The 22,381-nt window shown below is 46.1% G+C and carries 12 protein-coding genes, 13 tRNA genes and 3 rRNA genes; 8 read left to right on the top strand and 20 right to left on the bottom strand.

What is annotated here, in order from left to right; translation table 11 throughout:
- The first annotated feature begins 107 nt into the window (after nucleotides 1-107).
- The gene (locus LP667_RS05340; protein ID WP_021731291.1) at nucleotides 108-827 is read left to right on the top strand and encodes a hypothetical protein; all 720 of its coding nucleotides are present in this window, start codon (nucleotides 108-110) and stop codon (nucleotides 825-827) included.
- Between the two features lie 79 nt (nucleotides 828-906).
- On the opposite strand, the gene LP667_RS05335 is transcribed toward LP667_RS05340, so the two are convergent.
- Complete coding sequence (locus LP667_RS05335; protein ID WP_056988372.1) at nucleotides 907-2,403, bottom strand: glycosyltransferase; 1,497 nt, start codon at nucleotides 2,401-2,403, stop codon at nucleotides 907-909.
- A gap of 323 nt (nucleotides 2,404-2,726) precedes the next feature.
- The gene (gene mmuM / locus LP667_RS05330; RefSeq protein ID WP_021731289.1) at nucleotides 2,727-3,635 is read right to left on the bottom strand and encodes a homocysteine S-methyltransferase; all 909 of its coding nucleotides are present in this window, start codon (nucleotides 3,633-3,635) and stop codon (nucleotides 2,727-2,729) included.
- 113 nt (nucleotides 3,636-3,748) lie between these two features.
- On the opposite strand from mmuM, the gene LP667_RS05325 reads away from it, so the two are divergent.
- The 5 genes from LP667_RS05325 (at nucleotide 3,749) to LP667_RS05305 (ending at nucleotide 9,938) form a co-directional block, all read left to right on the top strand.
- Nucleotides 3,749-5,131 (top strand): amino acid permease, encoded by a 1,383-nt coding sequence (locus LP667_RS05325; RefSeq protein ID WP_021731288.1) that lies wholly within the window; start codon nucleotides 3,749-3,751, stop codon nucleotides 5,129-5,131.
- Between the two features lie 335 nt (nucleotides 5,132-5,466).
- On the top strand, nucleotides 5,467-6,441 hold the full coding sequence (gene hemH, locus LP667_RS05320; RefSeq protein WP_021731287.1) for a ferrochelatase: 975 nt from the start codon (nucleotides 5,467-5,469) through the stop codon (nucleotides 6,439-6,441).
- Nucleotides 6,413-7,738 carry an Nramp family divalent metal transporter gene (locus LP667_RS05315; RefSeq protein ID WP_021731286.1) on the top strand — a complete coding sequence of 442 codons (1,326 nt, stop codon included), beginning with the start codon at nucleotides 6,413-6,415 and terminating at the stop codon, nucleotides 7,736-7,738. The genes hemH and LP667_RS05315 overlap by 29 nt, the downstream gene beginning before the upstream one ends.
- 730 nt (nucleotides 7,739-8,468) lie before the next feature.
- The gene (locus LP667_RS05310) at nucleotides 8,469-9,305 is read left to right on the top strand and encodes a metallophosphoesterase family protein (RefSeq protein ID WP_021731284.1); all 837 of its coding nucleotides are present in this window, start codon (nucleotides 8,469-8,471) and stop codon (nucleotides 9,303-9,305) included.
- Nucleotides 9,306-9,419: 114 nt separating this feature from the next.
- Nucleotides 9,420-9,938 (top strand): GNAT family N-acetyltransferase, encoded by a 519-nt coding sequence (locus tag LP667_RS05305; RefSeq protein WP_021731283.1) that lies wholly within the window; start codon nucleotides 9,420-9,422, stop codon nucleotides 9,936-9,938.
- Between the two features lie 187 nt (nucleotides 9,939-10,125).
- Here LP667_RS05305 and LP667_RS05300 read toward each other — a convergent pair whose 3' ends face one another.
- Complete coding sequence (locus LP667_RS05300; RefSeq protein WP_021731282.1) at nucleotides 10,126-10,647, bottom strand: hypothetical protein; 522 nt, start codon at nucleotides 10,645-10,647, stop codon at nucleotides 10,126-10,128.
- 194 nt (nucleotides 10,648-10,841) lie between these two features.
- Here LP667_RS05300 and LP667_RS05295 point away from each other — a divergent pair, with 194 nt between their 5' ends.
- Both LP667_RS05295 and LP667_RS05290 read left to right on the top strand, forming a co-directional pair.
- Nucleotides 10,842-11,915 (top strand): hypothetical protein, encoded by a 1,074-nt coding sequence (locus tag LP667_RS05295; protein WP_056988371.1) that lies wholly within the window; start codon nucleotides 10,842-10,844, stop codon nucleotides 11,913-11,915.
- Nucleotides 11,916-11,917: 2 nt separating this feature from the next.
- Nucleotides 11,918-12,460, top strand: a complete 543-nt coding sequence (locus LP667_RS05290) for a phosphoribosyltransferase family protein (protein WP_021731280.1) — start codon at nucleotides 11,918-11,920, stop codon at nucleotides 12,458-12,460.
- A 644-nt stretch (nucleotides 12,461-13,104) separates the two neighbouring features.
- Here the strand turns inward: LP667_RS05290 and LP667_RS05285 are convergent.
- From LP667_RS05285 to LP667_RS05205, 17 genes are all read right to left on the bottom strand, one after another.
- Nucleotides 13,105-13,189, bottom strand: a tRNA-Leu gene (locus LP667_RS05285).
- Nucleotides 13,190-13,244: 55 nt separating this feature from the next.
- Nucleotides 13,245-13,315 (bottom strand) — tRNA-Cys (locus LP667_RS05280).
- Nucleotides 13,316-13,337: 22 nt separating this feature from the next.
- Nucleotides 13,338-13,409 (bottom strand) — tRNA-Gln (locus tag LP667_RS05275).
- Nucleotides 13,410-13,416: 7 nt separating this feature from the next.
- A tRNA-His gene (locus LP667_RS05270) sits at nucleotides 13,417-13,489 on the bottom strand.
- A 5-nt stretch (nucleotides 13,490-13,494) separates the two neighbouring features.
- Nucleotides 13,495-13,568, bottom strand: a tRNA-Trp gene (locus LP667_RS05265).
- Between the two features lie 8 nt (nucleotides 13,569-13,576).
- Nucleotides 13,577-13,659: transfer RNA gene (locus LP667_RS05260), tRNA-Tyr, on the bottom strand.
- 5 nt (nucleotides 13,660-13,664) lie between these two features.
- Nucleotides 13,665-13,737 (bottom strand) — tRNA-Phe (locus LP667_RS05255).
- Nucleotides 13,738-13,793: 56 nt separating this feature from the next.
- Nucleotides 13,794-13,866, bottom strand: a tRNA-Val gene (locus tag LP667_RS05250).
- A 4-nt stretch (nucleotides 13,867-13,870) separates the two neighbouring features.
- A tRNA-Glu gene (locus tag LP667_RS05245) sits at nucleotides 13,871-13,943 on the bottom strand.
- Between the two features lie 22 nt (nucleotides 13,944-13,965).
- A tRNA-Ser gene (locus LP667_RS05240) sits at nucleotides 13,966-14,055 on the bottom strand.
- 18 nt (nucleotides 14,056-14,073) lie between these two features.
- Nucleotides 14,074-14,146 (bottom strand) — tRNA-Asn (locus LP667_RS05235).
- A gap of 6 nt (nucleotides 14,147-14,152) precedes the next feature.
- Nucleotides 14,153-14,269 (bottom strand): 5S ribosomal RNA (gene rrf / locus LP667_RS05230).
- Nucleotides 14,270-14,340: 71 nt separating this feature from the next.
- Nucleotides 14,341-17,261: ribosomal RNA gene (locus LP667_RS05225) — 23S ribosomal RNA — on the bottom strand.
- A 159-nt stretch (nucleotides 17,262-17,420) separates the two neighbouring features.
- A tRNA-Ala gene (locus tag LP667_RS05220) sits at nucleotides 17,421-17,493 on the bottom strand.
- A gap of 42 nt (nucleotides 17,494-17,535) precedes the next feature.
- A tRNA-Ile gene (locus tag LP667_RS05215) sits at nucleotides 17,536-17,610 on the bottom strand.
- Between the two features lie 86 nt (nucleotides 17,611-17,696).
- Nucleotides 17,697-19,263, bottom strand: a 16S ribosomal RNA gene (locus LP667_RS05210).
- The 16S, 23S and 5S rRNA genes sit together here with 13 tRNA genes alongside, the layout of an rRNA operon.
- Before the next feature lie 857 nt (nucleotides 19,264-20,120).
- Nucleotides 20,121-22,226: an LTA synthase family protein gene (locus tag LP667_RS05205; protein WP_033609600.1), complete on the bottom strand. Its 2,106-nt coding sequence runs from the start codon at nucleotides 22,224-22,226 to the stop codon at nucleotides 20,121-20,123.
- Nucleotides 22,227-22,381: the final 155 nt, after the last annotated feature.

Below are 22,381 nucleotides of genomic sequence, written 5' to 3'. Positions count from 1 at the left end.
GGTTATCACAATCACCATTTTTTTTAAAGAATTCCGTGAAAATATTGACGACGGCCCCCCCGACCGGTACGATTAAAGCATTATCCTAATTAGAGAGTGTTGACAATATGATTCGAATCGGAAAATTACATATTAAACGCGATTACGTGGCATTAATCATTTTCGCCATCGTCCAAAGCATCATCAGCTGGTGGGCCGCCCTTGATTACGGGCGTTCGTTCCAGACAGCAACGTTTTCAGCATCCCAATTACCACTGATTGGCTATACACTAGCTGTTTCGGCAGCAGTCTTCATTATTCTAGACCGGCGTATCGCCCCCCAGTGGAGTTTGATTGCAATCGGTATTACGGTTGCTTTCGCTTTTACAAATATTATTGCCAAAGAATCCGAACTATTATATTTACTACTAACGTGTAGCGCCTGGCTGCTAATCATGGCGGTTCCCCGCTTCGGGATGCAAAACTACTTTGGCTTAGTTGTTTTTAGCGTCATTATGACGTTCACGATTCCAGTTGCTGTCTTTGATTTACAAAATAATTACCTATCAACAACGTTTCTTTGGAAATTGACCCCGATGCTAGCTAGTTACGTCTTTCTGTACGTTCCGAGCTTCAGTCACCAACGTCAAATTAATCAGTTGATTTCCGCTGTCACTGGGCTCCTGCTCGTAATTGCCATTTTTTTACAACCTTTAACGTGGCAGACCATCCTCGCCATTCTCATCACGATTGCCGTTTGGTTTAGCCAGCAATCATTTGGTCGGACCCGACTACATCTTATGATCAATGTCGGCGTACAACTTGTATTGATCTTATTACTTTATTAATAATCATTCTAAAGAGCGTCTAACTAGTTCAAAAACACTAGTTAGACGCTCTTGGCTTAACGTATATCTTATTGGTAGCTCAAAGCGCTGCCAATAAATGTTGCCACTTTTTAATAATTGTCTGTTTATTATACCGCTCTGCAGAACGATAAGCATTGGCACTAAACTTCGCCTGCTGTTCAGGATGCTGTAAATAATCACGAACTTTCATTGTGAGTTCATCAATGTCATTGGGGGTCACTAAGTAACCGTTAACACCATCTTCAATAATATCCTCGGGACCGTATGCAATCTGATACCCAATGACCGGAACACCGTAACTTTCAGCTTCCATCGTAGCCAATGAGAATCCCTCTTCCACACTTGTCATCAAAGCAAGACTAGCTTGCTGATATTCCTGCGCCAAATCTGGTAAGAAACCGCGAATGAAAATGTTACGCTCCAAGTGATGGGTAGTGATAAATTGGCGCATCTGCGTTTCAATCTTTTGACCATGGCCAAACAAATGTAACGTAATATCAGGAAATTCACCAACTAACCGGCGAACGACTTCCAATTGATGTAGTAACTGCTTTTCTGGTGAATAGCGGGCTACACTAATAATTCGGTGTGAATCTCGACCATCACTCTTGACCGGCCGTTCAGTCGTAAAACCAACTGGAATCACGTCAACTGGTGGTAAGTGATCATAACGTTTCAATAAATCCCGTTTTTGGTGCTCAGTCGATACAATGATGCGGGCAAATAAATCCGGATGAGCTAAGACATAGCGATAAACAGATTTTAACTGGCCCGTCACAACGTCTTCGCCGATTCGCAGATGAGTACTGTGCAATACCGAACACACACGCACAGCGGGACGCGTCTTACTGAGAGCCGCTGCTGTTTGCCGGTTGCGATCACAGAAATAAACATCATCGGCCGTTGCTAATTCATCAAAAAAGAACGTTTGTAAAGCTTGCTCAGAATCAAAAAAGAAGTCCCGTTGCTGATAGTTCTTCAATGTAATTAGCCGTAACCGTGGTTCTGGCTGGGTGATATCATACTGTTTAATAAGCTTAACTCGCCCTTGTAAATCGTAATAAACTTCGGTGTGCACTTCCTGGTGTTTAACCAAAAAGCTTGTTCGGCTTAGAAAGCCCCGATTATCATAAAATTCGCGTCGAATCTTAACGCCGTGTTGATCGAAATAATTAATATAATCTAGTTGTTGTAAGTCAGATGCCACGAAATGAGCATACATGAGATATTGACCATTGGCATCTAATACACGTACATCTGTCGTATTAGCGACCTTGATCACTTGAAATTGACAGATTTTTTGCCAATAATGCAGCCAATCGTGATTAATCTTGGTGACCGTCCCAGGCATGGTGCCTTGAAAGAAGTCATACAAGCTAAAACATTTTCCTTGAGCGCCAAAACGTGCTGCGTGTTCATGCAATCGTGGATTATAAGTTACATAGACACACTTAGCTTGATAACCCGCCGCTTCAAACAACGCTAACCGATTCAATTGTGCCTTTTCAATACCCGTTAGTTTTAAACCTAAGCCGGTGCCAACAAAATAATACATACTCAGCCGTTCCCTTCTCAACTTAAAGTAATCAACTTAATCAGTATCTTGATATGATTGCTTTTAACGATCAAGAATCCAGACTAATAATTGACCTCTTCATCTATTATAACTGTATACTATCATTACATTACCATATTTTAAGTCACTTGACCAAAATATGAACAATCTGATTTTACTAACACCAGCAATGGCAAAAAAAGCTCAGACAAGATCACACGACCTTGCCTGAGCTTTTCATTGTTGCAAGTAGTAACGAACATCAGGACGCCTCAGTAATCAAGATTGGATCTTAACACCACTTCAACAAAATAATATCGCTATCATTTTACCATCTCAGCTACCGTTGTAATATCAGCAGGTGTCGTCCGACAACAACCGCCAATAATTCTAGCCCCCGCTGCTAACCAGCGTGGCACGAAAGCACTGAATTGATGACTTAAGTTCGTTGATTGCCAAGTCTTCGTGACCGGATCATACTGATCGCCCGAGTTGGGATAGACGATCAGTGGAATATTAACGGCCGCTTTTAACGTTGCCAACGCTGGTTCAATATTTTCCAACGTGGTGCAGTTAACACCCACAGCCACCACGTTAGGCTGTGCCGCGACCCACTGAGCTGCTGTTGCTAACGGCGTCCCGTCACACAACGTCTGTGGATCCTTAATACTAAAGCTGACCCAATAAGGTTGCTGTGACCACGTCGCCGTAATCAGCTGAACTAAAGCCTGAACCTCATCTAAGCGCGGCATGGTCTCAAGTGCGAGCACATCAACACCGGCAGTCATCATTAACGCCAGTCGTTTGCGATGAAATTCTTGATAAGCCGTTGTTGTTAACTGATAAGCTCCCGTATATTCACTCCCATCCGCTAAGTACGCACCGTATGGACCAATACTACCAGCAATACTGGCATCCGTCACACCACTCACGTCCCGAGCAGTATGAGCAATCTTAACGGCTTGTTGAATCAATTGCCGCGCTTGCGCCAGTGGAATCCCTGCCTGTTCAAATGCGGGCACGTTAGCCTGATATGTATTAGTTGTCATAATTTGAGCACCCGCGGCTAAGTAACTTTGGTGGACCGCTTGAATTGCTTCGGGATGATCTAACATAGCCGTTGCAGACCACAGTGCACTATTGGTGGTCACACCCCGTTTTTCTAATTCGGTGGCCATCGCCCCATCTGAAACGACTGGGCCCCGGTTTAATAAGTCAGTTAATGAAAGCATCGCAATAATTGCCTTCCTTTCTCCTAATACATTATGTTATTCTAATAACATTGCTGATTTTCTAATCATAGTCTAATCATGTTAATTCTGCAAGTAAGGAAGGCCGTTACATTATGTCAAAACAAACCCACCTCAGTCGCCAAATGGAATCGCGACACGTCCTGATGATTTCACTCGGTGGCGTCATTGGGACTGGTTTATTCTTAAGCTCCGGTTATACGATCCATCAAGCCGGACCGATTGGAACACTACTAGCCTATACAATTGGCGCCATCCTCGTTTACTTAGTCATGTTATGTCTAGGGGAACTATCAGTCGCCATGCCATATACGGGCGCTTTTCACGTCTACGCCAAAAAATACATCGGCCCCGGAACCGGCTTTACTGTTGCGATTCTGTACTGGCTAACTTGGACGATTGCCCTCGGTTCAGAATTTACGGCTGCCGGTTTGATCATGCAAACCTGGTTTCCACACATTGCCACTTGGATCTGGAGTCTCGTCTTTATGGTGGTCATCTTTACGGTCAATGCACTGTCGGTCCGTTGGTTCGCAGAAGCCGAGTTTTGGTTCGCGAGCATCAAGGTCATTGCAATTATCGCCTTTATTATTTTAGGTGGCCTCGCTATGTTTGGTCTCTTGCCGCTACATGGACATGCCAGCGCGCCTTTTTTCAGCAATTATACTCGCAATGGCTGGTTTCCTAACGGCTTCGGTGGTGTCTTCACCACCATGTTAACGGTTAACTTCGCGTTCTCTGGAACCGAGCTGATTGGAATTACCGCTGGTGAGACCAAGGATCCGGCGCACACTATTCCAACTGCGATCAAAACGACTTTGTGGCGCTTAATTATTTTCTTCATTGGTAGCATGTTCGTCATGGCGGCCCTGATTCCATATCAACAAGCTGGCGTGACGCAAAGCCCTTTTGTCCTTGTCTTTAAGGAAATCGGGATTCCCTACGCTGCCGATTTGATGAACTTCGTGGTTCTCACTGCGATCATGTCCGCTGCTAATTCCGGCCTATATGCGTCCACCCGAATGCTCTGGTCACTAGCCAATGAGGGCACAATTCCTAAAGTCTTTAAGCAGACCACTAAGCGCGATGTCCCACTAGTTGCGCTGATTACTAGTATGTTAGGTGGTATTTTGGCGTTACTATCAAGCGTCTATGCCGCCGGTTCCGTCTACCTCGTGCTCGTTTCCATTTCCGGACTCGCCGTCGTCATTGTTTGGATGGCGATTGCCCTTTCAGAAATCAACTTCCGTAAAGCCTACCTCAAAAGTGGGCAGTCATTAGATCAGTTAACCTTCAAAACGCCCGGCTATCCAGTCGTCCCGTGGTTAGCCTTTATCTTAAGCGGTCTCTCTTGTATTTTGATTTGGTTTGACCCTAATCAGCGTATCGCTTTATATTATACGCTGCCATTTGTGGCCATCTGTTACCTAGGGTATTATCTCAACCAGCGTTATCGGCGGGCCCACACTTCAAAATAACACGGTTAGTCAGCTCAACTTATCAAGCTTTACTACACTACTAACTATCCAGTTCAGGTTACCCTGAAACAAGGCCTGAACACGCCAGCCTTACGCGATAAATCAGTAGCTGGTATTCCCCTGCTGAATTGTACTCTGGCCGTTATTCGATTCACGAAGCAACCAACTAATTACGTGACATCTCCCGCTAGCAATTCGGACGCTAGTGGGAGATTTTATTATGTCATCATTAAAATAATTATCACTAGATAATCGAATAAATAAACCATTAACCCCATATACAAGCTTTCGATTATGCTATGATTAATTTATCAATATTAATTGGAGGGGTTTCTATGCATCCAGGACTATTACTCGTTAATTTAGGTTCCCCAGCATCCCCACAAACTAAGGATGTAAAAACATACTTACAAGAATTCTTAAGTGATCCAAGTGTCATTGAAATGCCAGCTGCACTTTGGCAACCCTTGTTGCGTGGACTGATCTTGCCGACCCGTTCCTGGCGTTCGGCCACTTTCTATCAAGATAGTTGGCTCCCACAAGGTTCACCGTTGATCGTCTACAGTCAGGCTATCTGTCAGCAGGTGCAAACGGCCCTACCTGATTGGGATGTTCGGCTGGCTATGACATACGGCCAACCGGACATTGGCGTGACCTTGCAAACAATGGTTGCCGCCGGTTGTGAGCGCCCCCTCATTCTACCGCTCTTTCCACAATACACGCAGAGTACGCACGGGGGCATTCATCGTCAAGTCGAAGCGACCGGGTTGCCACATACGTTCATTGACCATTTTTATGATCAACCAACTTACATTCAATTATTAGCTGCCAAAGTCTGGCAGTGCTACCAAACTAACAATTACGATGCCGTTATCTTTAGTTACCATAGTATTCCTACCGCCATGGTGCGTCACGGTGATCCTTATCAGCAAGAGTGCGAAGCAACAACCAAGGCCGTGTTAGCTGAATTGCCAGAATTACCGGCGGCAAAAGTTATTACCGCTTATCAATCCAAGTTCGGCCCGATGCCCTGGCTAAAGCCCTACTTAAAAAATGAGCTCATGCAGCTGGTTGAATTGGGCAAACGCAACGTATTAATAGTCACCCCATCGTTTGTGGTGGACTGCTTAGAAACGCTCGAAGAAGATTATGTTCAAAATTATCAAACGTTTCGGGCTAGCGGTGGTAATCGCTTTGATTTAGTGCCGCCGATGAATAAAGATACGGCTTTCAGTCAATTTCTAGCCGACCTGGCCGTTCAAAAACAGGAGGCATCGAATCATGCAATCGCATCGTCATCAGAGCCTTGAAGAAATTAATCAGAGCGTGGCGGTTCCTGACGTTCACCAGACTGCTTTTTGGCGTAAATTTTTAGCTTACAGTGGCCCCGGTGCGCTCGTCGCGGTCGGTTACATGGATCCCGGCAACTGGCTGACTTCACTAGCTGGTGGTGGCCAGTTTCAGTACCGACTCTTAACTGTTTTAGCATTAGCCATCATTGTAGCCATGTTCATGCAGGACTTAGCAATCAAACTCGGCGTCGTTGCCCGGCAAGACTTAGCGCAAGCCATTGCCAGTAAGTTGCCACGACCCGTGCGTTACGCGGCGTGGCTCTTAAACGAAGTCGCAATGATGGCAACCGACATGACTGGCGTGATTGGGACCGCGATTGCGTTAAAGATGTTATTCGGTCTACCACTACTTGTCGGCATTCTACTAACAATTGCGGATGTCTTAGTCGTATTGTTATTTCTAAGATTCGGCATCCGTCGCGTGGAGGTAATCGTTCTCCTGGCCATCTTAACCGTCGGAATTATTTTTGGAATCGAAGTCGGCCGTGCCCACGTTCAGTTTGGTCACGTCCTGCTAGGCTTAGTTCCGACGCCGCTGATTATCAAGAATCATACTGCGCTGGTTCTAAGTTTAGGGATCCTAGGCGCGACTATCATGCCCCATAACTTATACTTACACTCGTCACTTGCACAAAGTCGTCGTTATGACTACCATGATCCAGCTCAAGTAACCGAGGCGTTGCGGTTTGCCAATTGGGATTCGACCGTACATTTGATTGCCGCTTTTCTAATCAACGCACTTTTACTTATCCTTGGCGGCACGCTCTTCTTTGGTCATACGACCGCGTTAGCTAGCCTTCAAGCCGTCTTTGATGGACTCAAAAACACTGCCGTAGTCGGCATACTTGCTAGCCCGGTCATGAGTTGGTTATTTGCATTGGCTCTTTTGATTACCGGTTTAATTTCATCGATCACCAGCACCTTGGCTGGTCAAATTGTGATGGAAGGGTATTTGCACATCCGTTTACCACTTTGGCAACGCCGTTTGCTTACCCGAGCCGTCACGTTGATTCCCATCCTGATTATTGGTGCGATAGTCGGTTTTAGCGACGCCGCGTTTGAAAATCTAATTATCTACGCGCAAGTTGCACTCAGCATCGCGCTCCCCTTCACCTTACTTCCGTTAGTTGCGTTGACGAATGATGCCAAACTCATGAAGACTCACGTTAATCGGGCGATCGTGACGTGGCTAGGGTATGGTTTAGCGGGAATAATTACGATATTGAATATTTATTTGGTCTATAGCTTATTCTGATAATTTCATTTAACCACGTGTTTTGAAGCACGTGGTAGAAGCCGTCAGCTGGACGTATCAGTTCCCGCAGCTGACGGCTTTTTATTGCCTAGTGACACTCTAACTTGTGCTTGCTGCATCAATGTCCAATCCCCATCTACCCGTTGACGTTGATCAAGCAATACTCAGATTTAATCCGTCGTCCACACAGGCTTGAGACTAAAGAGCCTAGGGGTCAAATGCTCATTAGCCAAATTACGCTTAGTCGGCAGTAGGTTACTCTCGGTTTAGAATAAGACTCGTATTTGAAGCATGCGGCTTGTGCGTGGCCTCAAACCGATGTCGGGGACGTTCCAACAATTGGCACCCAGCCCAGGGGTCGAAATAGCATGCGGCACTACTGACGATCAGGAGTCCAACTAATGGCTCATTAGATCATCATTCATAACAAACTGACTAGCACCACACGTAAGTCGAGCTTAATGAGTCTCAATGAGTCTCAATGAACAAACTTATGCGATGGGCTATGGTAAAATAAAAACCGTGATTATCGCAAGGATAATCACGGCATGAAACGAATTGGCTTGAATATACGTGCTATATATTACTTCGTTTCATACCCATTATAACAGATAAAAGTTACGATGGCTTTTCATAGTGGTTACATTCATAAATTTTTACAACCCACGTTTGCCCGAATAAAACATATGACCAACTCTTAGTTTACATAGTAGAAAGGAAGCACCTTAACATGGTAAAAATTGCAGTACTATCTGACGTTCATGGTAACGCCACCGCACTCGAAGCAGTCCTAGCAGATGCCCAGTCTCAACACGTTGACGAATACTGGACAGTCGGCGACATGACCGTCCGCGGACCGGAATCAGAACGCTGCCTCACCTTACTAGACCGCGTGCAGCCCACCGCCTACGTTCTCGGCAATCACGAGGAAAACTACCGCAAAGTAATGGCTGCTAACCCCAACACGTTCACCAAACCTAAGCAAATTATGGCAACGGTTCTCACCGCTTTTGATCGGCGCCAACTGAGTTCGACACACTTTGAACGGTTACTTAACTTACCAATGACGGTCATCAAACACGTTGGCCCGTTAACTATCCGCCTCCAGCATGTTTTGCCAACTATCGTTAGTGGCCACGCGCTCGCACCGACTGCCAATCAGGCCAACTTTGACCAAGCCGCTGCAGGCGATGTCGATATCGTCATCTATGCGCACACGCACCAGCCCATCATGCGCTACGCAACTACTGGCCAGCTGATTCTAAACGCCGGGACGGTTGGCCTTCCGACTGCTATTAATCCCCACCTACGCCAGCCACGGGCGAATTACTTGCTCCTGACCATTGACGAGACGGGGCTCCAACAAGTGGATTACCGCGCCGTAGATTTTGATTGGCAACGAGCCATCGCGATTGCTCATGATGCTCATTTACCATATGTCGAATTTTATGAACAAACCTTGCGGACCAACGCTTACCAGTACGCACCTAGCGCGGTCGCTGCTTACAATACCCAACATGATATGGCGCAAGCAGCCCGCAAGATTTTGCTTGAAAACTATCACTGAAAATCTTCTAAAAATCGGGAGAAAATAGTTTCATTTTCCTGGAAATTCTGTATACTTTTAAAAGTCGATTGCTGTTTCGACAGTTAATCGCCGTTCAAGAGAGGAGCCAGAATTATGTACTTTAAGAAAGCGACCCTCGATGATCTCGATACGATCATCGACATTCTAAGTGACGGTCGTAATCAACTTGCCGAAGCTGGAGTCAACCAGTGGCAAGGCGACTACCCGTCTCGCAAACAAATCACGGCCGACATCATGCAAGGATCGGCGTACTTATTTAATGCCGACGATAACGCAACGGTCGGCGCCGTCGCTGTCGTGCCATCACCAGATGAGACTTACGATACGGCTAATGCCCAATGGTTAAATACAACCGCACCCTACGTCGTGATTCACCGAGTCGCAATTCATTCCAGCCATGCTGGTCATGGTTACGCGACCCAATTGTTCGAAAAAATTATCGCCCATATTGCTGCGGAACATCCCGAAATCAAGAGCATCCGTATCGATACCCATGCTGACAATCAAGCGATGCAACATCTGATTGCGAAGATGAACTTCAAACGTGTTGGTGAGATGGTTGGCGTGTACCATGTCGACGATGTTTGTTACGTCTATGAAAAAATGCTGTAATTAATCTTAGAACCTGACCACTTGTGGCAGGTTCTTTTTTTACGAACAAATACAATCAGCCATGCTAAATAGCCCCCCGTTTGCGGCGGCTGTTACAGCTAAGTCCTTTCAGCAAACGCAAAACGAGTAGCTGTTTGATGCTTGTAACTAGCTCACTAGTGCAGCCCTGATTAACACGAGTTGGGCTTCATTTTTGTAACAAAGTTGCCAGTGCGGCATACCGTTTGCGCCAGTCCAAAATAGTTAGCGACTCACAAGGTTGCGTTAATAGCCAATCCAACTGTGCTTGCCGGTCAGACTGATCTAAAAAGACGTAATTCCGCGGCGTGACAAAGTTTTTAAACTGACGACGTAACTGTGCCAACGGAATGTTAGGTAAGGTTGTAAAAGCCGTAATCGGTAACGCCAATCCGGCTTGAGTGCCTTCAAAATAAGCAGCGGTGGTTGTGGGCGCGTCATGCTGTAACAATGCGCCTACAAGCGCTAATTGTTCAGGCGCGAGTTGCAGGCCCTGATCACAACGCAAAAAGAGTTGAATTCCTCCATTAGCCCCCGTCGTATAGACAAATGCTTGAAACGGGCGTGCAAAAAAACGTCGACGATATTCCAGAATCTTCGTCCCATTGATAATCGCTTGTGTTGGTTCTGGATGCAACGAAAATAATAATGTTGGCCGCTTTGCCAAGTAATAATCTTTAATCGTTGGCATGGTGCCATCCCCCTTCACTAATTAGCACTAAGTATACCTCACTTGCTAGCATGCGCCAACTAATCGCCATCCAGATAAACACGAACTATAAATAGTTAATAAACACAGTCGTTCCGATTTATTGCCGAATTTACTGGATTTAAACCTTAATCAGTCGTATATTATTCGTATAAATAAAAAAAGGCGGTATTGGTATGCATTGGTTGGCGGATCTATTGGCAGCAATCGGGGTCGTTTTGAACGGGATCCCACAAGGAATCATGGCAATGAGTCTCGGTTTTGCGGTCTTTCCGACTGCATTTTCATTCGGATTAGTTGGTTTAATCAACGGAGTGGCTGGTTCAGTTGCGCCGGTTTCATTTCAAGCGGAGTCCCTTGCACTGGTCGGGCACCTAGGACACAATTTACGCGAACGGTCGTCAATCATCTTTTTAGGTGCGAGTCTGATGTTCGTGATTGGCTTGACTGGTACTCTGCCGCTCATTGTTCGCAGTCTGGGCAATCAGCTTATGGCAGCGATGATGGCGGGAGTTGGCGTGATGTTGGCTAAAATCGCGTTGCAAATGGCGCATGAACAACCCCAATTTGGGTGGCTGTCAATCGGCTTGGCGGGTGCGACTTATTTGATTAGTAAAGATTTAGTATGGACAATTGCCGTATCAGTGATTGGGACCAGCTGTTACGCAGCGACGACACATTATCGTGTCACACTACCGGAGCACGTGACGACTCGCAAATTACAATTTGTCAAACCACAGTTCAGTCTTAAAATTCTGCGAGGCGCACTGAGTCTAGCCTGTCTTAATATCGGCGCTAACCTCTCGTACGGCTTAATTACTGGCCAAATGACGGGGCAACACCCGAACCCGGTCAATCTAAATCTATTGACTAGCAGCCAGGCACTAGCAGACCTAGGAACAAGCCTTCTGGGTGGTGCACCAGTAGAAACGATTATTTCCGCGACAGCCAGCGCGCCTGAACCAGTAATTGCGGGTATCCTAATGATGCTGATCATGATGCTGATTCTATTACTGGGATGGCTGCCGAAGCTAGGAAAAATCGTGCCTAGTACTGCAATTACCGGCTTTTTGTTTATCTTAGGAACCATTGTCATTTTCCCAGAAAATGCCACCACCGCCCTGCATGGCTCGTTAAGCACGGTTGCGGGCGTGACCCTCGTCGTGACCGCCCTTGTCGATCCATTCGCGGGGCTAATGACCGGGGCACTACTAAAATTTGGCTTACCAATAATTGGATTGGGGTTATAAATATGCAAACTTATCAGTTAACATTAGGACCACTGACACGTCAGTTACCATTGATTCGATTGAACGCCACGACTAGCATTGCCTCTTTCGTCCTATTAGGCGACGCTGAATTAACTGACTATGCTGCCCGTCAGCTCAGTCAACGGCTAACCACCACTAAATTTGATTATCTAGTCACGATGGAAAGTAAGGGCATTCCACTAGCCCAGGCGCTAAGCCAGGCCACAAACCACCCCCGCTTTATCGTTTTACGTAAGAATCGTAAGGATTATATGCAACACCCGCTTAGCGAACCGGTAAGCGCAATTACGACTAGCACCCCACAACAGCTAGTTTTGGACGGTACTGATGCCGCACTAATCAATCATAAGCGCGTTATCATTATCGATGACGTCATTAGCAGTGGGGGCTCGTTGACAGCTGCCAACGCCCTCCTACACCAAGCTGGTGCCCAAGTGGTCAAGCAGATGGCAATTCTAGCAGAAGGCACCGCCAGCCAGCGTACTGATATCGACTTTTTAGCACCGTTACCGCTATTTGGCTAGCGACGGTTCACGCGTTAGGCCTTCGACGTGCTTGACAATCATGCCAGTACATCAATAATTTACAGAATTGTGAGGAATCACCACTTATGGCAAGTATTAGTAAGCGCGGTTCATCCTGGACCGTGAGGATAACTTATTGCAATCAAAATGGTAAAAGTATCAGGAAAGTGTAACGTTCAAGACTAAGCTAGCGACCCAGTATTTCGTCGCGCACAATGAGCTCAAAAAAAGCAGGGTTACACCCCCTCAGCACCGCCAACGTCATTTGTTCAATACTTTACCGCTTAGTATACGGTCTTACCAAGCGCCCAAAATCACCGATGCTACTAAACTCAATTACAGGTTTATCTTAACAACACCCCAATGGGCATCCACTCTCACAAATACAGGATACACCTACATTGCCACCCCCGCTTCACTTTACGAATTGCACACCTGTTTCTGACATCTAATTTATCTGATGAGGTAATCATAATACATATGGCGGCTACTGGAAATCCGGTCGATTATTTACTGCTTACGTTTATTTTCCTTTTAATTGCACTCAATTGGCCACCAATCAATTACGAATGATGCAAAAAAAGCAACCATACACAAGGTATAGTTGCTTTTTGGTATTGAATACCACAATATACGTGGTTTGATACCGGCGATCGGGGTCGAACCGATACTCCCTCAACGGGAACTGGATTTTGAGTCCAGCGCGTCTGCCAATTCCGCCACGCCGGCAAAAGAATAACTAGATGGAACATAAATCTGATCAGGATTATAACCTTTTCAGGAAAGGCGGTAACCGGATTTGAACCGGTGATGAAGGTTTTGCAGACCTCTGCCTTACCACTTGGCTATACCGCCATCATTTATTACCCAAACCCAACTGGGTTAGCTGGATTCGAACCAGCGCATGATGGAGTCAAAGTCCATTGCCTTACCACTTGGCTATAACCCAATCAAAGGGCGGTAGGTGGGAATCGAACCCACGCGTGCCGGAGCCACAATCCGGTGCGTTAACCACTTCGCCACTACCGCCATCATGGCAGGGATAGTAGGAGTTGAACCCACACCGACGGTTTTGGAGACCGTTGTTCTACCATTAAACTATATCCCTATAAAGAATGGAGGGGAGTGGATTCGAACCACCGAACCCGAAGGAGCGGATTTACAGTCCGCCGCGTTTAGCCAGACTTCGCTACCCCTCCATAAATGGCGCGGGACGGAATCGAACCGCCGACACATGGAGCTTCAATCCATTGCTCTACCGACTGAGCTACCGAGCCATATCATTCTTCATGATGGAGTCTATTAAATTATTGATGAATAAATTCTCATCAGATGGAGGATACAGGGCTCGAACCTGTGACCCTCTGCTTGTAAGGCAGACGCTCTCCCAACTGAGCTAATCCTCCATAATGACCCCTACGGGATTCGAACCCATGTTACTGCCGTGAAAGGGCAGTGTCTTAAACCACTTGACCAAGGGGTCATATTTATATATATCTAACTAACGGAGAGTAAGGGATTCGAACCCTTGAAACAGGTATAACCCGTTTACAGCATTTCCAATGCTGCTCCTTCAGCCACTCGGACAACTCTCCATGGCTTACCGTAGATAACTCCGACAGGCGGGCTCGAACCGTCGACATCTTGATTAACAGTCAAGCGCTCTACCAACTGAGCTATGTCGGAATAATCGCATGGCAACGTCCTACCCTCGCAGGGAGCGATCCCCCAACTACTCTCGGCGCTAAGAAGCTTAACTTCTGTGTTCGACATGGGAACAGGTGTATCCTTCTCGCCATCGTCACCACACTATTGAGAAACTTGTGCTCTCAAAACTAGCTAATATCAAATATTTTCATATGAACCGGAACACCAATTACTTGGTTAAGTCCTCGACCGATTAGTATTAGTCCGCTTCATGCGTCACCGCACTGCCACTTCTAACCTATCTACCTGATCATCTTTCAGGGGTCTTACTTCCATAAAGGAATGGGAAATCTCATCTCGAGGTGTGTTTCACACTTAGATGCTTTCAGCGTTTATCACATCCATACGTAGCTACCCAGCGATGCGCCTGGCGGCACAACTGGTACACCAGAGGTATGTCCATCCCGGTCCTCTCGTACTAAGGACAGGTCCTCTCAAATTTCCTACGCCCGCGACGGATAGGGACCGAACTGTCTCACGACGTTCTGAACCCAGCTCGCGTACCGCTTTAATGGGCGAACAGCCCAACCCTTGGGACCGACTACAGCCCCAGGATGCGATGAGCCGACATCGAGGTGCCAAACCTCCCCGTCGATGTGGACTCTTGGGGGAGATAAGCCTGTTATCCCCAGGGTAGCTTTTATCCGTTGAGCGATGGCCCTTCCATACGGTACCACCGGATCACTAAGCCCGACTTTCGTCCCTGCTCGACCTGTCTGTCTCGCAGTCAAGCTCCCTTGTGCCTTTACACTCTGCGAATGATTTCCAACCATTCTGAGGGAACCTTTGGGCGCCTCCGTTACTTTTTAGGAGGCGACCGCCCCAGTCAAACTGCCCACCTGACACTGTCTCCCACCACGATTAGTGGTGCGGGTTAGAGTGGTCATACAGCGAGGGTAGTATCCCACCAACGCCTCCACCGAAACTAGCGTTCCGGTTTCTATGGCTCCTACCTATCCTGTACAAGCTGTACAAACACTCAATATCAAGCTACAGTAAAGCTCCATGGGGTCTTTCCGTCCTGTCGCGGGTAGTCCGCATCTTCACGGACAATATAATTTCACCGAGTCTCTCGTTGAGACAGTGCCCAGATCGTTACGCCTTTCGTGCGGGTCGGAACTTACCCGACAAGGAATTTCGCTACCTTAGGACCGTTATAGTTACGGCCGCCGTTTACTGGGGCTTCAATTCTGAGCTTCGCCGAAGCTAACCCATCCTTTTAACCTTCCAGCACCGGGCAGGCGTCAGCCCCTATACGTCATCTTACGATTTTGCAGAGACCTGTGTTTTTGATAAACAGTCGCCTGGGCCTATTCACTGCGGCTGATCTTGCGATCAGCACCCCTTCTCCCGAAGTTACGGGGTCATTTTGCCGAGTTCCTTAACGAGAGTTCACTCGCTCACCTTAGGATTCTCTCCTCGACTACCTGTGTCGGTTTGCGGTACGGGTAGTTAAGTACTCACTAGAAGCTTTTCTCGGCAGTGTGACATCAGACGCTTCGCTACTAAATTTCGCTCCCCATCACAGCTTGTCCTTAAAGTAAAAAGCATTTGACTCTTCACAAGACTTACTGCTTGGACATTCTAATCCAACAGAATGCACATCTTAGCCTCCTGCGTCCCTCCATTGCTCAAACGCACTTAACTAGTACAGGAATCTCAACCTGTTATCCATCGTCTACGCCTCTCGGCCTCGACTTAGGTCCCGACTAACCCTGGGAGGACGAGCCTTCCCCAGGAAACCTTAGTCATTCGGTGGATAGGATTCTCACCTATCTTTCGCTACTCATACCGGCATTCTCACTTCTAAGCGCTCCACAAGTCCTCACGATCTTGCTTCACCGCCCTTAGAACGCTCTCCTATCACGCGACCTAATGGTCGCATCCATGGTTTCGGTAGTATGCTTAGCCCCGGTACATTTTCGGCGCAGAATCACTCGACTAGTGAGCTATTACGCACTCTTTAAATGGTGGCTGCTTCTGAGCCAACATCCTAGTTGTCTATGCAACTCCACATCCTTTTCCACTTAGCATACATTTAGGGACCTTAACTGATGGTCTGGGCTGTTCCCCTTTCGACGGTGGATCTTATCACTCATCGTCTGACTCCCGGATATGAATCAATGGCATTCGGAGTTTATCTGAATTCAGTAACCCAAGACGGGCCCCTAGTCCAAATAGTGCTCTACCTCCATGATCCTAATTCCGAGGCTAGCCCTAAAGCTATTTCGGAGAGAACCAGCTATCTCCAAGTTCGTTTGGAATTTCACCACTATCCACACCTCATCCCAGCAATTTTCAACTTACACGGGTTCGGTCCTCCAGTGCGTTTTACCGCACCTTCAACCTGGACATGGATAGGTCACCTGGTTTCGGGTCTACAACCTCGTACTCAAAACGCCCATTTCAGACTCGCTTTCGCTACGGCTCCGACTTTTTAGTCTTAACCTTGCACGGGATCATAACTCGCCGGTTCATTCTACAAAAGGCACGCCATCACGCATTAACGCGCTCTGACTTATTGTAGGCACATGGTTTCAGGAACTATTTCACTCCCCTTCCGGGGTGCTTTTCACCTTTCCCTCACGGTACTGGTTCACTATCGGTCACTAGGTAGTATTTAGCCTTGGGAGATGGTCCTCCCGGATTCCGACGGAATTTCACGTGTTCCGCCGTACTCAGGATCCTGAACTGAGAGAACTTGATTTAATCTACTGGGCTATCACCATCTATGGCGGATTTTCCCAAATCCTTCGACTATCAAATTCTTTGGTAACTCAAATGTTCAGTCCTACAACCCCAAAGTGCAAGCACTTTGGTTTGGGCTGTTCCCCGTTCGCTCGCCGCTACTTAGGGAATCGAAATTTCTTTATATTCCTGCTGCTAATGAGATGTTTCAGTTCACAGCGTTTACCTCCAACTAGACTATGAATTCATCTAGTGGTAACAGTTGATTAAAACTGCTGGGTTGCCCCATTCGGAAATCTCCGGATCATAGCTTACGTACAGCTCCCCGAAGCATATCGGTGTTAGTCCCGTCCTTCATCGGCTCCTAGTGCCAAGGCATTCACCATGCGCCCTTGTTAACTTAACCTCATTTACCTAACGGTAAATGCGATTAATGAGTTTAGCGATAATTAAACTTCAATAAAAAACTCAAAAAACGCGGTGTTCTCGGTTTCATTATGAAAAAATATATTTGATATTATCTAGTTTTCAAAGAACAAGTTTCAATGACGACCAACGTCGTCAATGGAGAATAGCGGGATCGAACCGCTGACCCCCTGCTTGCAAAGCAGGTGCTCTCCCAGCTGAGCTAATTCCCCATGAGGTATTCAACTTATTGGAACCAACTGGTTCGGTTCCAATGGGCCTAAATGGACTTGAACCATCGACCTCACGCTTATCAGGCGTGCGCTCTAAACCAGCTGAGCTATAGGCCCAAAAAACGCTTATTAAATTGAGAGTTAGACCTCTCAAAACTAAACAAAGTTTCGACGTGTGTGTAGGTTTCCGTAATATTCCTTAGAAAGGAGGTGATCCAGCCGCAGGTTCTCCTACGGCTACCTTGTTACGACTTCACCCTAATCATCTGTCCCACCTTAGGCGGCTGGTTCCTAAAAGGTTACCCCACCGACTTTGGGTGTTACAAACTCTCATGGTGTGACGGGCGGTGTGTACAAGGCCCGGGAACGTATTCACCGCGGCATGCTGATCCGCGATTACTAGCGATTCCGACTTCATGTAGGCGAGTTGCAGCCTACAATCCGAACTGAGAATGGCTTTAAGAGATTAGCTTACTCTCGCGAGTTCGCAACTCGTTGTACCATCCATTGTAGCACGTGTGTAGCCCAGGTCATAAGGGGCATGATGATTTGACGTCATCCCCACCTTCCTCCGGTTTGTCACCGGCAGTCTCACCAGAGTGCCCAACTTAATGCTGGCAACTGATAATAAGGGTTGCGCTCGTTGCGGGACTTAACCCAACATCTCACGACACGAGCTGACGACAACCATGCACCACCTGTATCCATGTCCCCGAAGGGAACGTCTAATCTCTTAGATTTGCATAGTATGTCAAGACCTGGTAAGGTTCTTCGCGTAGCTTCGAATTAAACCACATGCTCCACCGCTTGTGCGGGCCCCCGTCAATTCCTTTGAGTTTCAGCCTTGCGGCCGTACTCCCCAGGCGGAATGCTTAATGCGTTAGCTGCAGCACTGAAGGGCGGAAACCCTCCAACACTTAGCATTCATCGTTTACGGTATGGACTACCAGGGTATCTAATCCTGTTTGCTACCCATACTTTCGAGCCTCAGCGTCAGTTACAGACCAGACAGCCGCCTTCGCCACTGGTGTTCTTCCATATATCTACGCATTTCACCGCTACACATGGAGTTCCACTGTCCTCTTCTGCACTCAAGTTTCCCAGTTTCCGATGCACTTCTTCGGTTGAGCCGAAGGCTTTCACATCAGACTTAAAAAACCGCCTGCGCTCGCTTTACGCCCAATAAATCCGGACAACGCTTGCCACCTACGTATTACCGCGGCTGCTGGCACGTAGTTAGCCGTGGCTTTCTGGTTAAATACCGTCAATACCTGAACAGTTACTCTCAGATATGTTCTTCTTTAACAACAGAGTTTTACGAGCCGAAACCCTTCTTCACTCACGCGGCGTTGCTCCATCAGACTTTCGTCCATTGTGGAAGATTCCCTACTGCTGCCTCCCGTAGGAGTTTGGGCCGTGTCTCAGTCCCAATGTGGCCGATTACCCTCTCAGGTCGGCTACGTATCATTGCCATGGTGAGCCGTTACCTCACCATCTAGCTAATACGCCGCGGGACCATCCAAAAGTGATAGCCGAAGCCATCTTTCAAACTCGGACCATGCGGTCCAAGTTGTTATGCGGTATTAGCATCTGTTTCCAGGTGTTATCCCCCGCTTCTGGGCAGGTTTCCCACGTGTTACTCACCAGTTCGCCACTCACTCAAATGTAATTCATGATGCAAGCACCAATCATTACCAGAGTTCGTTCGACTTGCATGTATTAGGCACGCCGCCAGCGTTCGTCCTGAGCCAGGATCAAACTCTCAAATTAATGATGAGTTTTAAAAAGCTCATTTAAAGTTGTACTAAAATTTATTTGCTAGCGAATTGACTTCGCAAATGTTTTTGCTCTTGATTCAAAATCAAGAGACCCTACACATTTGATTCGTCGAAACTTTGTTCAGTTTTCAAAGGTCTAAATCGTTCGTTGATTACCTCAACGCAACTATTAAAGTTTATCATCATCAGAACAAGCTGTCAACATCTTTTTATAAATTATTTTGAATAACTATTCAATGTAAATGCTCACATCAATTTGAATATTCATAATAATGAGTAATGTTGCATATCGCTCTTAACGACAAGAAATATAATACCAAGAATAACGACCCGGGTCAACCCTTTTTATGAATTAATTTCAGAAAAGTTTTAAACACCGATTAATGTCGCAATAGACTATATTTTACGGGGTTTTCACCAAGATAGCAAGTAAAACTTTAACAAACCACTTTCTTAATTTTCAATCATTATTTTTCACAACTCGCCCTACCAGCCTCAATGAATATTTTTACTTTCATTAATCAGTCTTTGAATGCGCCAACAGCAAAAGCTACTCGCTGAACATCGCACTCCTGGCCTCATCCCTCAGCAACTTCCCTACAACCGCTGTTCATCGTCTTAGCATCATTAACCTAGTATTCAGCAACAGCTCTGACTCAACTAACAATTGGCCCTACCATAATTAGCTTACAATATCTCTCAAATATATGGCGCCACCCGACCTGCTAGTTAAACGCATGACCTTTCCACTTAGCCTGCACTATATATTTAATACCGGATTTGCCGCATTACAATCACAAAAAAAAGGATAACGCCGTTAGCGTTATCCTTAATACCAAACTACTTCACTTAATCCGAACTGCTACTTGAGCTACTACTGCTGTCACTTGAACTAGATAATTCTGGTGCATCCGTCTTATAGAGACTCTCAGTCGATTTCCCTTTGTGCTTAGAAAGCACACTAGTCTTGTTCTCGGCTTGAATCTCCTTCAATGATTTCAGAGTCTTTGTCAGTTTATAGCTGTAATCCGACTTATCGACCTTCTTAAAGCCCTTAGGCGTGTAGAAACGTAGTAAATCACCCTGGATGACACGATCAGATAGCGAGAGCTCCGTTGTCACATGGTTTTGCATCTGCTTAACGGTATCCTTCTGCTTAGTGGTCATATCGGTCAGCTTCTTACCGGTCTTCGAGTCATAGACTGTCCCACTAATCTTCGTATACGTCGGTGAAACAAAGTCACCGTTTCGGAAGGCCACGGTCTGGTTATGTTGCTTCGACAATAAGTCGGTCCCAAACTGAATGTACCCCTTGTTCTTAATCCCTAACAGATCAAAAATTGTTGGCAATGCGTCAATCTCACCACCATACGTGTGGTTGACACCACCTTGAATTCCTTCCGAATGAATCATGAATGGTACCTTCTGGAATTGGGCCAGATCGAAACTAGTCACTGACTTCTTCCCTAATAACTGTGCAATTGCCGCTTTATGATTATTCGAGATACCGTAATGGTCGCCATACAAAACAATCATACTATTCTTATATAGGCCAGCCTTCTTCAAGTAACTAATAAATTCTGCAAAGGCTTGATCAAGATAGTGGGCCGTCTGCACATAGCCATCAACCGTTGAGTCCCCAGTCGTCGTCTTATCGATCGTCTGGTTCTTCTTATCTAATTCATATGGATAATGGTTTGTTAGCGTGATCAGCTTCGCGTAGAACGGTTGCGGTAACTGTTCCAAGTACTTAACCGAGTCTTTGAAGAAGATTTTATCCTTCAAGCCATAACCAATGTTATAGTCTGACTTTTCTTTGTAATAAGAAGAATAGAAGAAGTAATTATACCCCCAGGACTTATAGGCGTTATCCCGATTCCAGAAACTAGCCACGTCCCCATGAAAGGCTGCCGTTGTATAACCCTTTTGCGACAAAATTGCTGGTGCCGCCTGGAACGTATTGGACGTCCCATACTGTGTCATCGCTGACCCAGTTGGTAACCCAAACAATGAGTTTTCCATCATCATTTCAGCATCAGAGGTCTTTCCCTGTGCCACTTGGTGGTAGAAATTATCAAAACTCAAAGTACTCTTATCATGATAAAACTTGTTCAGGTTGGGTGTGACTTCCTTGCCATCAACCTTATAATCAATTAAAAATTGCTGGAAACTTTCCAAGTGAATCACAAAAACGTTCTTCCCCTTGGCTTTACCAAAGTACTTGACGTTCTCGCCAGCCTGATTTTTCTTCAGGTAAGCAAGGACACTCTTCATATCACTACTACTTGCTTGTGCACGCGTGGCACTTTCCTTTTCAGTCTGATAAAAACTATACCCTGCATATGTGTTCAGCCCTAAGTACTTAACAATGTAGTTGTTATCAAACGTCCGCGTCAACAAATCTGAACGGTCGTGCTCGGACATCCCGAGATCAACAGCGAATAATGCGACCCCAATCATGGTCAGCGTTGCCGCATACCGAATCTTAAAGGGCCGCGGATCGATTCGAATCACCTTGAAGGCTAATAACAGAATCAATAGCACAACATCCGCATAAACTAAAAAGTCAGTTCCGTGAATAATCTGCCCTAAACTCTTGCCGAGATTATTGCTAGCAGCACCAGAACTCTTAATTACCCCTGCCGACATAAAATCAGAAAATTCCCGGTAATACAAGATATTGGCAAATAACCACGTCGTCTGTAGAGCGTCGATGATCATCATGATCCAATACTTTAATCGGCCCCGGAAATATAAGGCAATACCGAGCAACACAATTGCTGTCGGAAATGGATTCAAGAATAAGATAAACTCCTGAACGGGTCCCTTAACCCCTAAAGTAAATTCACTCTTATAAGCGATATATGTCTTTAGCCAAAATAAGACCACGGTTAGGAGGTAAAAGCCCAACGTCGTGTTGACCTTCCCAACCGTGTTTTTTATAAATTTAGGCATGGTAATTTCTTCCTCCGTTATTGCTATTAACAAATCCATATTATAACGGTTGCGTCCTACTTAGCAATATCTTGAAGATTTCTTCAAAAATTCTTCAACATTACAACGCGTCATAATATGGATCTATCGAAAACCTATCTGGATTTTGGGGGAAT

The sequence above is a fragment of the Lactiplantibacillus paraplantarum genome, assembly GCF_003641145.1.
Lineage (GTDB): Bacteria > Bacillota > Bacilli > Lactobacillales > Lactobacillaceae > Lactiplantibacillus > Lactiplantibacillus paraplantarum.
This window is presented reverse-complemented; position numbering and strand designations above follow the sequence as displayed.

Coding starts and splice junctions, on each gene's coding strand:
- LP667_RS05340 (WP_021731291.1), top strand. CDS start 108: ATGATTCGAATCGGAAAATTACATATTAAACGCGATTACGTGGCATTA.
- LP667_RS05335 (WP_056988372.1), bottom strand. CDS start 2,403: ATGTATTATTTTGTTGGCACCGGCTTAGGTTTAAAACTAACGGGTATT.
- mmuM (WP_021731289.1), bottom strand. CDS start 3,635: ATGCTTTCATTAACTGACTTATTAAACCGGGGCCCAGTCGTTTCAGAT.
- LP667_RS05325 (WP_021731288.1), top strand. CDS start 3,749: ATGTCAAAACAAACCCACCTCAGTCGCCAAATGGAATCGCGACACGTC.
- hemH (WP_021731287.1), top strand. CDS start 5,467: ATGCATCCAGGACTATTACTCGTTAATTTAGGTTCCCCAGCATCCCCA.
- LP667_RS05315 (WP_021731286.1), top strand. CDS start 6,413: ATGCAATCGCATCGTCATCAGAGCCTTGAAGAAATTAATCAGAGCGTG.
- LP667_RS05310 (WP_021731284.1), top strand. CDS start 8,469: ATGGTAAAAATTGCAGTACTATCTGACGTTCATGGTAACGCCACCGCA.
- LP667_RS05305 (WP_021731283.1), top strand. CDS start 9,420: ATGTACTTTAAGAAAGCGACCCTCGATGATCTCGATACGATCATCGAC.
- LP667_RS05300 (WP_021731282.1), bottom strand. CDS start 10,647: ATGCCAACGATTAAAGATTATTACTTGGCAAAGCGGCCAACATTATTA.
- LP667_RS05295 (WP_056988371.1), top strand. CDS start 10,842: ATGCATTGGTTGGCGGATCTATTGGCAGCAATCGGGGTCGTTTTGAAC.
- LP667_RS05290 (WP_021731280.1), top strand. CDS start 11,918: ATGCAAACTTATCAGTTAACATTAGGACCACTGACACGTCAGTTACCA.
- LP667_RS05205 (WP_033609600.1), bottom strand. CDS start 22,226: ATGCCTAAATTTATAAAAAACACGGTTGGGAAGGTCAACACGACGTTG.